The organism is Microbispora amethystogenes (genome assembly GCF_016863015.1).
Lineage (GTDB): Bacteria > Actinomycetota > Actinomycetes > Streptosporangiales > Streptosporangiaceae > Microbispora > Microbispora amethystogenes.
Map to the genome: position 1 here is coordinate 1 of NZ_BOOB01000106.1, position 2,301 is coordinate 2,301.

General features: G+C 67.2%; 1 protein-coding gene. It reads right to left on the reverse strand.

Translation table 11 applies throughout. The features are described from left to right. Positions 1-2,301: beta-xylosidase family glycoside hydrolase (locus Mam01_RS35865; protein ID WP_204289667.1), on the reverse strand; the 2,301-nt coding region annotated here is incomplete at both ends.

Genomic DNA, 2,301 nt, shown 5'->3' on the forward strand with positions numbered 1-2,301 from the left:
CACGGCGGTGACCGCCAGGTAGGCGGTGGTGCCGATGCAGCGGGTGCTGGCGGTGACGGTCAGCTTGACCTTCGCAGCGGCGATCGTCAGCTTCAGCGACTTGGTCGCCTCGACGTTGCCGGCCTTGTCGGTCGAGCGGTAGGTCACCTCGTGCTGGCCGTCGCCGGAGACGGTGACCGGGGCGGTGTAAGCCGTCCAGGCGCCGCCGTCCAGCGCGTACTCGGTCTTGGCCACGCCGCTGCCGCCGTTCTCGTCGACGGCCTTCAGCGTGACCGTGACCGGACCGGTGAACGAGCCGTTCTCCGGCTGGGCCGGGTCGGTCGTCGCCGTCGTCACCGGAGCGGTCTTGTCCTCGCTGCCCGCCTTGACGAGCTTGAAGTAGTCGAACTTGACCGTCTTGGACGCCGCCTGGGCGGTGCCGATGGTGTAGACGCCGACCTTGCTGGCGTTGGCCACGGCGCTGTTCTTCACCACGGCGACAGCGCCGCTCGTGGTGAGGTCCGTCCAGGTGGTGCCGTCGGAGGAGTAGGCGCCGGTGAAGCTGTCGCCCACCTTCTTCAGGCGCAGCCACCACACACCGGTGGTGCGGTTGGCGATCTGCGGCTGCGGGTTCTGCACGACGCCGCCGACCTCGCTACGCAGCTCGATCGTCCGCGCCACCGTCGACCCTGCGGCGTTGGTGGTGACGAAGTCGTACTTCACGTAGTTGTCGTCGTCGCCGTAGACGATCAGGCCGCCCTGCTGGTAGCGCTCGTTGAGCGCCGAGCCGTCGACCTTGGTCTCCAGCGTCCAGTCACCACTCGGGGCGGTCTGGAGGATGAAGTTCTTCGTGCCGTCGTTGGGCGTCCCGTAGATGTCACCAGTGGCGGTGTCGATCTCCAGGTTGCCACCGGTCACGCGAACAGCCGTCTCGTCGTAACGCACGTTCTGGGTCCAGCGGCACTTGTCCAGCGAGGTGCCGTTGAAGTCGTCGTCCGGCGTCGGCGCGGTGGCCTTGTCGTCCGGCGTGATCTGGAACCAGTCGAAGGCCGCGTCCACCACCGGGTGGTTCGCACCCGCCAGCGAGATCAGGCCGATCTTCGGGTTGGAGATCCCGGCGAGCGGCTTGGTCTCGGACATCGCGGTGAAGTTGGTGCCGTCCGAGGAGTAGTGCGCGGTGATGTTGGTGCCGTCGCTGATGAACCGCACGTACACCGTGTCGGGGTAGGCGTCCCCGAGGTTGGCCGTGTTGCTCGCGGTCACCTCGTTGGGGGCACCCTTGTCTTCCCGGATGAACTGGAAGATACGGCTGGCGTGGTTGGACCCGGAGGTCGACCGCGCCTGCAGCACCATCTTGGCGTAGTTGTCGTCGTCACCGTAGATGACCAGGCCGGCCTGCTGGTAGGCGTCCTGCGCGTTCAGCGTGAGCTTGGCGGTGGCCGTCCAGGCGCCCGACGGCATCGGCTGCACGACGATGTTCGGCGTGTTGTTGGTCGTCTGGTAGATGTCGGTGGCCGAGGTCGGGATGATCAGCTTGCCGTCGGCGACCCGCAGGTCCTGGTTCTCCCGGATGACCGACCAGCGGTCACGGTCGAGCTGGTTGCCCAGGAAGTCGTCCGAGCGGCCGCTGAAGCACACCACGTTCGGCGCGTTCACCTTGATCTGCACCTGAGCGCTGGTCGCGGCGCCCTTGGCGTCGGTCACCGTCACCGTGGCGGTGTAGGTGCCCGGCGCGGTGTAGGTGTAGCTCGCGTTGGCCGTGGTCGGCTCCGGCGAACCGTTCACCCCGAAGTTCCACTTGTAGGTGAGCGCGTCACCCTCGGGGTCGCTGGCGGTGGTGGTGAAGTCCACCTTCAGCGGGGCGATGCCCGTGGTCGCGTTGGCGGCCACCGACACGGTCGGACGCTGGTTCTCCGAGGCGCCCTTGCCGACGAAGTCGACCCAGTTGAAGTTGATCAGGAAGGAGTCGTTCGCCGCGCTCGCCGGCTTGCGCACGACGAAGTACAGCGGGCCACTCGTGACCGGCGGGTTGGTCAGGTTCAGCGTGACGTCCTTGAACGTCTGCCAGCCACCGGTGTTCGCCACGTCGACGGAGCCGATGAGCGTCCCGGTCGCCGGGTCACCCTGCCGGACCTGGATGGTGCCGCCAGTGGTGTTGGACGAGGCCCTGAACCGAATCGCGCTGATGTTGGTCAGGTTGATCGGGTCGAACGACCACCAGTCGCCGTCCTGGATGTTGCCGATGTTCTTGTTGCCGCCCGCGGTGTCGGTCGTGTCCTCGACCGTGACGCCCGCGGCGTCGGTGCCCGTGCCGCCCGTGAT